Source organism: Halomonas koreensis (assembly GCF_031451675.1).
Classification (GTDB): domain Bacteria; phylum Pseudomonadota; class Gammaproteobacteria; order Pseudomonadales; family Halomonadaceae; genus Halomonas; species Halomonas koreensis.
Genome location: NZ_JARWAK010000018.1, coordinates 62,348 through 69,122 on the forward strand (window position 1 = coordinate 62,348; position 6,775 = coordinate 69,122).

Below are 6,775 nucleotides of genomic sequence, written 5' to 3' on the forward strand. Positions count from 1 at the left end.
CGAGCCTTCCAGGGGAGCGCCGATTCATGTCGCGAGCGACGAGAGGCGGGAGACGCCCGGTCGGGTCGCCGCCGGCATGAGGAGGCGGCCGTGCCGGCGCTCCGGTGACGCCGGCGGCCGGAACGGCCAGGCTCGTTGCCGGCGAACCGGCGCGCTGCCTCGCTCCCTATCGGTCGTCGCGCGCGACCATCGATCAGGGGATCCCTAGTCGCTGGAGAGCAGCTCGAAGGTGTGCTGGTCGATCATCTCCAGCGCCTTGCCGCCGCCGCGGGCCACGCAGGTCAGCGGGTCCTCGGCGACCACCACCGGCAGGCCGGTCTCCTCGGCGATCAGCTTGTCCAGGTCGCGCAGCAGCGCGCCGCCGCCGGTCAGCACCAGGCCGCGCTCGGCGATGTCCGAGGCCAGCTCGGGGGGCGACTGCTCCAGGGCGCTCTTCACCGCGGCGACGATCGAGCCCAGGGTCTCCTGCAGGGCGTCGAGGATCTCGTGGGAATTCAGGGTGAAGCTGCGCGGGATGCCCTCGGCCAGATTGCGGCCGCGCACGTCGATCTCGCGCAGCTCGCCGCCGGGGTAGGCGCAGCCGATCTCTTCCTTGATGCGCTCGGCGGTGGACTCGCCGATCAGGCTGCCGTAGTGACGCCGCACATAGGCGATGATCGCCTCGTCGAAGCGGTCGCCGCCGACGCGGATCGACTCGGAGTAGACCACGCCGTTGAGCGAGATGATGGCGATCTCGCTGGTGCCGCCGCCGATGTCGACGACCATCGAGCCCTGAGCCTCCTCGACCGGCAGGCCGGCGCCGATGGCGGCGGCCATGGGCTCCTCGATCAAGAACACCTCGCGGGCCCCGGCGCCCTCGGCGGACTCCTTGATGGCGCGGCGCTCCACCTGGGTCGACATGCAGGGCACGCAGACCAGCACCCGCGGGCTCGGGGTCAGGAAGGTGCTCTGATGGACCTTGCGGATGAAGTACTGCAGCATCTGCTCGGTAACGGTGAAGTCGGCGATGACGCCGTCCTTCATCGGCCGGATGGCGGTGATGTTGCCCGGCGTGCGGCCCAGCATGCGCTTGGCGTCGGCGCCCACGGCGGCCACGCTGCGCATGTTGCCGGCCTGGCGGATGGCCACCACCGACGGCTCGTCGAGCACGATGCCGCGCCCGCGGACGTAGATCAGCGTATTGGCCGTCCCCAGGTCGATCGACAGATCGCTGGAAAACAGCCCCCTCAAACGTTTGAACATGAAGTCGTTACCTAGTGCAGACCGGGAACCCTGTGCGGTGGCAAACCGTATCACTGCACCCCCCGGGCGGCAAGCGCCGGGAGCCGCTTCCCCCTGCCCGCTCGCACGCGAAATGTGGTACCGTCTGCGGTCTTTTCCCCACCCTTGCGAGGACACCCGCTCATGGCGCTTGAACACGCAGACGTTCTCAGGGCCGCCCACCTGGCCCGACTCGGCCTGGACGAGGGTGAGGCCGACCGCTACCTCGACGACCTGGGGCGCATCCTGGAAATGGTCGACCGCCTCCAGGCCCTCGACACCGACGGCGTCGCGCCGCTGGCCCACCCGCTGGACGCCACCCAGCGCCTGCGCGCCGACGAGGTCACCGAGACCGATCAGCGCGAGGCCTTCCAGCGCTGCGCACCGGCGGTGGAGAACGGCCTCTACCTGGTGCCGCGCGTCGTCGAGTGATCGCACCCCTTCGTTACCGGCATGTCATCACGGAGCCCCGGGCCCATGCACGACAAGACACTGACCGAACTCGCCGCCGCGCTGTCCGCCGGCGAGCTCTCCAGCCGCGAGCTCACCGAACGGCTGCTCGCGCGCATCGAGCGCCATGACGGCGCCCTCAACAGCTTTATCACCGTCACCGGCGAGCAGGCCCTCGAGGCCGCGGACCGGGCCGACGCCGCCCGCGCCCGCGGCGAGGCCGGGGCGCTGACCGGCCTGCCCCTGGCGCTGAAGGACATCTTCTGCACCCGGGGCGTGAAGACCAGCTGCGGCTCGAAGATGCTCGACAACTTCGCCGCGCCCTACGACGCCAGCGTGGTCGAGAGGCTCAAGGCCGCCGGCACCGTGAGCCTCGGCAAGACTAACATGGACGAGTTCGCCATGGGCTCGTCCAACGAGAACAGCCACTATGGCCCGGTGAAGAACCCCTGGGACCTCGGCGCGGTGCCCGGCGGCAGCTCCGGCGGCAGCGCCGCGGCGGTGGCCGCCGGCCTGGTGCCGGCGGCGCTCGGCACCGACACCGGCGGCTCGATCCGCCAGCCGGCGGCCTTCTGCGGCATCACCGGCCTCAAGCCCACCTACGGCCGGGTCTCCCGCTATGGCATGGTGGCCTACGCCTCGAGCCTCGACCAGGCCGGCCCCATGGCCCGCACCGCCGAGGACTGCGCCCACCTGCTCGGCGCCATCGCCGGCCACGACCTGCGCGACTCCACCTCCGTGGCCCGCGGCGTCCCGGACTATACCGAGGGGCTCGACGCCCCGCTCAGCGGCCTCAAGATCGGCCTGCCCCGGGAGTACTTCGGCGACGGCCTGTCGCCCGAGGTGGAAGGCGCGGTGCGCGAGGCGATCGCGGTCTACGAGTCGCTCGGCGCCACGGTGCGCGAGGTCAGCCTGCCGCACACCCACTACGCGATTCCGGCCTACTACGTGATCGCCCCGGCCGAGGCCTCCTCCAACCTGTCGCGCTACGACGGCGTGCGCTTCGGCCACCGCTGCGAGAACCCGACCGACCTGATCGACCTCTACAAGCGCAGCCGCGCCGAGGGCTTCGGCGAGGAGGTCAAGCGGCGCATCCTGATCGGCACCCATACCCTCTCCGAGGGCTTCTTCGACGCCTACTACAAGAAGGCCCAGCGGGTCCGCCGCCTGATCCGTCAGGACTTCCTCGACGCCTTCGACGAGGTCGACGTGCTGATGGGGCCGGCCTCGCCGACCCCGGCCTTCGACCTGGGCGCCAACAAGGATCCGGTGTCGATGTACCTGCAGGACATTTACACCATCGCCGTCAATCTGGCGGGCATCCCCGGCATCAGCGTGCCGGCCGGCTTCGCGGGCGGCCGCCCGGTGGGCCTGCAGATACTGGGCACCCACTTCGCCGAGGCTCGGCTGCTCAACGTCGCCCACCAGTTCCAGCAGGCCACCGACTGGCACCTGCGTCGTCCCGACTTCGCCGAGGAGACCGCCTGATGCAATGGGAAACCGTGATCGGGCTGGAGGTCCACGTCCAGCTCGCCACCCACTCCAAGATCTTCTCCGGCGCCTCCACCGCCTTCGGCGCCGAGCCCAACACCCAGGCCTGCGCCGTGGACCTGGGCCTGCCGGGCGTGCTGCCGGTGCTCAACGAGCAGGCGGTGGCCATGGCCGTGCAGTTCGGCCTGGGCATCCATGCCGAGATCCCCGAGGTCTCGGTGTTCGACCGCAAGAACTACTTCTACCCGGACCTGCCCAAGGGCTACCAGACCAGCCAGATGTACGACCCCATCGTCGGCCCGGGCGAGGTCGAGATCCTGCTCGACGACGGCGAGAGCAAGCGCGTTCGCGTGCACCACGCCCACCTCGAGGAGGACGCCGGAAAGTCGCTCCACGAGGACTTCCACGGCATGACCGGCATCGACCTCAACCGCGCCGGCACGCCGCTGCTGGAGATCGTCTCCGAGCCGGATATGCGCTCGGCCAAGGAAGCCGCGGCTTATCTCAAGGCGATCCATTCGATTGTCACCTATCTGGGGATTTCCGACGGCAACATGGCCGAGGGCTCGATGCGCTGCGACGTCAACGTCTCGGTGCGCCCCAAGGGGCAGGAAGCCTTCGGCACCCGCGCCGAGATCAAGAACGTCAACTCCTTCCGCTTCGTCGAGCGCGCCATCGAGTTCGAGGTGGAACGCCAGATCGAGCTGCTGGAGGACGGCGGCGAGGTGGTCCAGGAGACCCGCCTCTACGATCCCGAGGCCGACGAGACCCGCAGCATGCGCACCAAGGAGGAAGCCAACGACTACCGCTACTTCCCCTGCCCCGACCTGCTGCCGGTGGTGCTCGACCAGGCCTATGTCGACCACCTGCGCGACAACCTGCCGGAGCTGCCCGCCGCCAAGCGCGAACGCTTCCAGAGCGAGCTCGGGCTGTCCGCCTACGACGCCGGGGTGCTCTCGGCGAGCCGTGCCATGGCCGAATACTTCGAGCGGGTCAAGGACGTCTGCGACGACGCCAAGCTGGCCGCCAACTGGGTCCAGGGCGAGCTGTCCGGTGCCCTGAACCGCGAGGGGCTGGCCATCGACGACAGCCCGGTCTCGGCCGACCGGCTCGGCGAGCTGATCGCCCGGGTCAAGGACGACACCATCAACGGCAAGGCCGCCAAGCAGGTCTTCCAGGCCCTGTGGCACGGCGAGGGCGACTCCGCCGACGCCATCATCGAGGCCAAGGGCCTGAAGCAGGTCACCGACACCGGCGCCATCGAGGCGATGATCGACCAGGTCATCGCCGACAGCCCGGCCCAGGTCGCCCAGTACCGGGACGCCGAGCCCGAGAAGCGCGGCAAGATGATCGGCTACTTCGTCGGCCAGGTGATGAAGGCTTCCCGCGGCACCGCCAATCCCCAGCAGGTCAACGCCCTGCTCAAGGAAAAGCTCGACGCCCTGTGCTGAGCACCGGTGGCGGGCCTCGCCGGCCCGCCCCGTGGATTTCAGAGGACGCATCATGGCAGACGATGTCGGCGCGCGACTGCGCGCCCTGCGCAACCTTCGCGGGATCTCCCAGCGCGAGCTGGCCAAGCGCTGCGGCGTGACCCACTCCAGCCTGTCGCTGATCGAGCAGGGCAAGGTCAGCCCCTCGGTGAGCTCGCTGAAGAAGATCCTCGACGCCATCCCGATGAGCGTCGGCGACTTCTTCACCATGGACCTGGAAAGCCGCGACCAGGTGTTCTATTCGGCCGATGAGCTGGCCGACGTGGGCACCGGCGACGTCATCTACAAGCTGGTGGGCGCCAACCGCGCCAGCCGCGCCCTGGGCTTCATGATCGAGACCTACCCGCCCGGCGCCGATACCGGCCGCGAGATGATCGCCCACCAGGGCGAGGAGGCCGGCGTGGTGCTGGAAGGCGAGATCGAGATCACCATCGGCGCCGAGACCCGCGTGCTCGGTGCCGGCGAGGCCTACTACTTCGACACCAACGTCCCCCACCGCTTCCGCAACATCGGCCCGGCCCCCTGCCGCCTGGTCAGCTGCGTCACCCCTGCCCGCACCTTCTGAGCCCCACGGGCGTCTGCTCGACGCGACCCCCGCCCGCGCCGGGTGTCGTCGTCGGGCGACGCGTTGCCGGCGCTCGCCGAGTGCGCCAGGATGGAAGCCGACAGGCCCTCGAGCGAATGCCACGGGCCCGTGCCGATATCGACCATCCGAGCCTGGAGGCCCCATGACCCCGAGACGCATCCCCCTCGCCCTGGCATCCTGCCTGCTGACCCTGCCGGCCCTCGCCCAGGAGGCCGATCCCGCGGCGCCCACCGTCGAGGAAAGCCAGCCGGCCGAGATCGAGATGGCGACCGAGATCGCCGCCGAAACCGAGGTCGAGACCGATGCCGATAGCACCGGGGACGAGATCGCCGTGGAGGAAAGCGAGGCCGCCACGACCCTGGAAGGCCACCTGGCCGACGTGGAGGCTGGCGACATGCCGGCGGCTGCCCGGCCCGGCCTCGAGACCGCCCATGAGGCGGTCACGACGGGAGGCGTCGGGGTCGACGGCGACAGCGTCGGCGCCGAGGCCAGCGCGAACGCCGGGGCGCGGGGCGCCGCGGCCGCCGATAATGCCGGCGGCGGTGGTGGTGCCGGCGGCGGCGGTGGTGCCGGCGGCGGTGGTGGTGCCGGCGGCGGCGGTGGTGCCGGCGGCGGTGGTGGTGCCGGCGGCGGTAACGGCGGCGGTAACGGCGGCGGTAACGGCGGCGGCGGTAACGGCGGTGGACGTCGCTGATCGCCCTGCCATGACGGCGCAACCCGCCTGACTCACCTCGAGCGCGACCCGGCCGACGCCGGGTCGCGTGCGTTAGCCCTTGCCAGGCCCGGCCTTGTGCCGCTCGATCGCCGCCCGCATCGCCTCGGCCTCCTCGGTCAGGGTCGCGTTGGCGCGCATGTCCCCGTTGCGCGCCGCTTGCATGGCCTGTTCCAGCTTCCGCTCGTACTGCCGCTGCAGCCGCTTGATCGGGTCCCGCCTGAGCCAGTTCAACATGCCGATGCCTCCTCTCTCGGTTCTCGCATAATGTACAAGTCTTGAACAACAACTGTACAGGAAAACACCGCCTCACACCGACGCCTTTGACAAGCGGCTCGAGAGCTGGAAGGATCACTCTTTTAAAAAATATTTCCACAAAATGGAGGCAACATGCCGATCGTCAATATCCAGCTGATCGAGGGGCGCACCGCGGAGCAGAAGGAGGCCCTGATCGAGAGGGTCACCGCCGCCTGCGTCGAGTCCATCGATTGCACCCCGGAGAGCGTGCGCATCCTGCTCTCCGATGTCGCCACCCAGGACTTCGGCGTGGCGGGCGAATCGGTGACCAAGCGCCGCGCGGCCAAGGACGCCGCCTCCTGAGGCCATAAAAAGGGCCGGCCGCGTCGCCGCGGCCGGCCAAGGGATGGGGAATCCCCATCAGTGCATGATCGATCTCAGGGGGTCAGCGTCATCCACACGCTCTTCAGCTCGGAGTACTCCTCCAGGCTGTGGTGGGACTTGTCGCGGCCGTTGCCCGACTGCTTGACCCCGCCGAAGGGCACCGTC

General features: G+C 69.7%; 9 protein-coding genes. 6 read left to right on the forward strand and 3 right to left on the reverse strand.

The features are described from left to right. Positions 1–204 precede the first annotated feature (204 nt). A complete protein-coding gene (locus tag QC818_RS16645) occupies positions 205–1,242 on the reverse strand; it encodes a rod shape-determining protein (protein WP_309653985.1) in 1,038 nt (345 codons plus the stop codon). Positions 1,243–1,404: 162 nt separating this feature from the next. On the opposite strand from QC818_RS16645, the gene gatC reads away from it, so the two are divergent. From gatC to QC818_RS16670, 5 genes are all read left to right on the forward strand, one after another. Then, positions 1,405–1,692 carry an Asp-tRNA(Asn)/Glu-tRNA(Gln) amidotransferase subunit GatC gene (gatC, locus tag QC818_RS16650; RefSeq protein ID WP_309653986.1) on the forward strand — a complete coding sequence of 96 codons (288 nt, stop codon included), beginning with the start codon at positions 1,405–1,407 and terminating at the stop codon, positions 1,690–1,692. A gap of 45 nt (positions 1,693–1,737) precedes the next feature. Then, positions 1,738–3,198: an Asp-tRNA(Asn)/Glu-tRNA(Gln) amidotransferase subunit GatA gene (gene gatA / locus QC818_RS16655; RefSeq protein ID WP_309653987.1), complete on the forward strand. Its 1,461-nt coding sequence runs from the start codon at positions 1,738–1,740 to the stop codon at positions 3,196–3,198. After that, a complete protein-coding gene (gatB, locus tag QC818_RS16660; RefSeq protein WP_309653988.1) occupies positions 3,198–4,652 on the forward strand; it encodes an Asp-tRNA(Asn)/Glu-tRNA(Gln) amidotransferase subunit GatB in 1,455 nt (484 codons plus the stop codon). The genes gatA and gatB overlap by 1 nt, the downstream gene beginning before the upstream one ends. 52 nt (positions 4,653–4,704) lie before the next feature. Then, positions 4,705–5,256, forward strand: a complete 552-nt coding sequence (locus QC818_RS16665; RefSeq protein WP_309653989.1) for a cupin domain-containing protein — start codon at positions 4,705–4,707, stop codon at positions 5,254–5,256. A 163-nt stretch (positions 5,257–5,419) separates the two neighbouring features. Next, on the forward strand, positions 5,420–5,971 hold the full coding sequence (locus QC818_RS16670; protein WP_309653990.1) for a hypothetical protein: 552 nt from the start codon (positions 5,420–5,422) through the stop codon (positions 5,969–5,971). 72 nt (positions 5,972–6,043) lie between these two features. On the opposite strand, the gene QC818_RS16675 is transcribed toward QC818_RS16670, so the two are convergent. After that, positions 6,044–6,226 carry a DUF6435 family protein gene (locus QC818_RS16675; RefSeq protein WP_309653991.1) on the reverse strand — a complete coding sequence of 61 codons (183 nt, stop codon included), beginning with the start codon at positions 6,224–6,226 and terminating at the stop codon, positions 6,044–6,046. Positions 6,227–6,379: 153 nt separating this feature from the next. Between QC818_RS16675 and QC818_RS16680 the strand changes: the two genes are divergently transcribed. Continuing rightward, a complete protein-coding gene (locus tag QC818_RS16680; RefSeq protein WP_309653992.1) occupies positions 6,380–6,589 on the forward strand; it encodes a 2-hydroxymuconate tautomerase in 210 nt (69 codons plus the stop codon). 74 nt (positions 6,590–6,663) lie between these two features. Here the strand turns inward: QC818_RS16680 and QC818_RS16685 are convergent. Continuing rightward, positions 6,664–6,775: aldehyde dehydrogenase family protein (locus tag QC818_RS16685; protein ID WP_309653995.1), on the reverse strand; the 112-nt coding region annotated here is incomplete at its 5' end.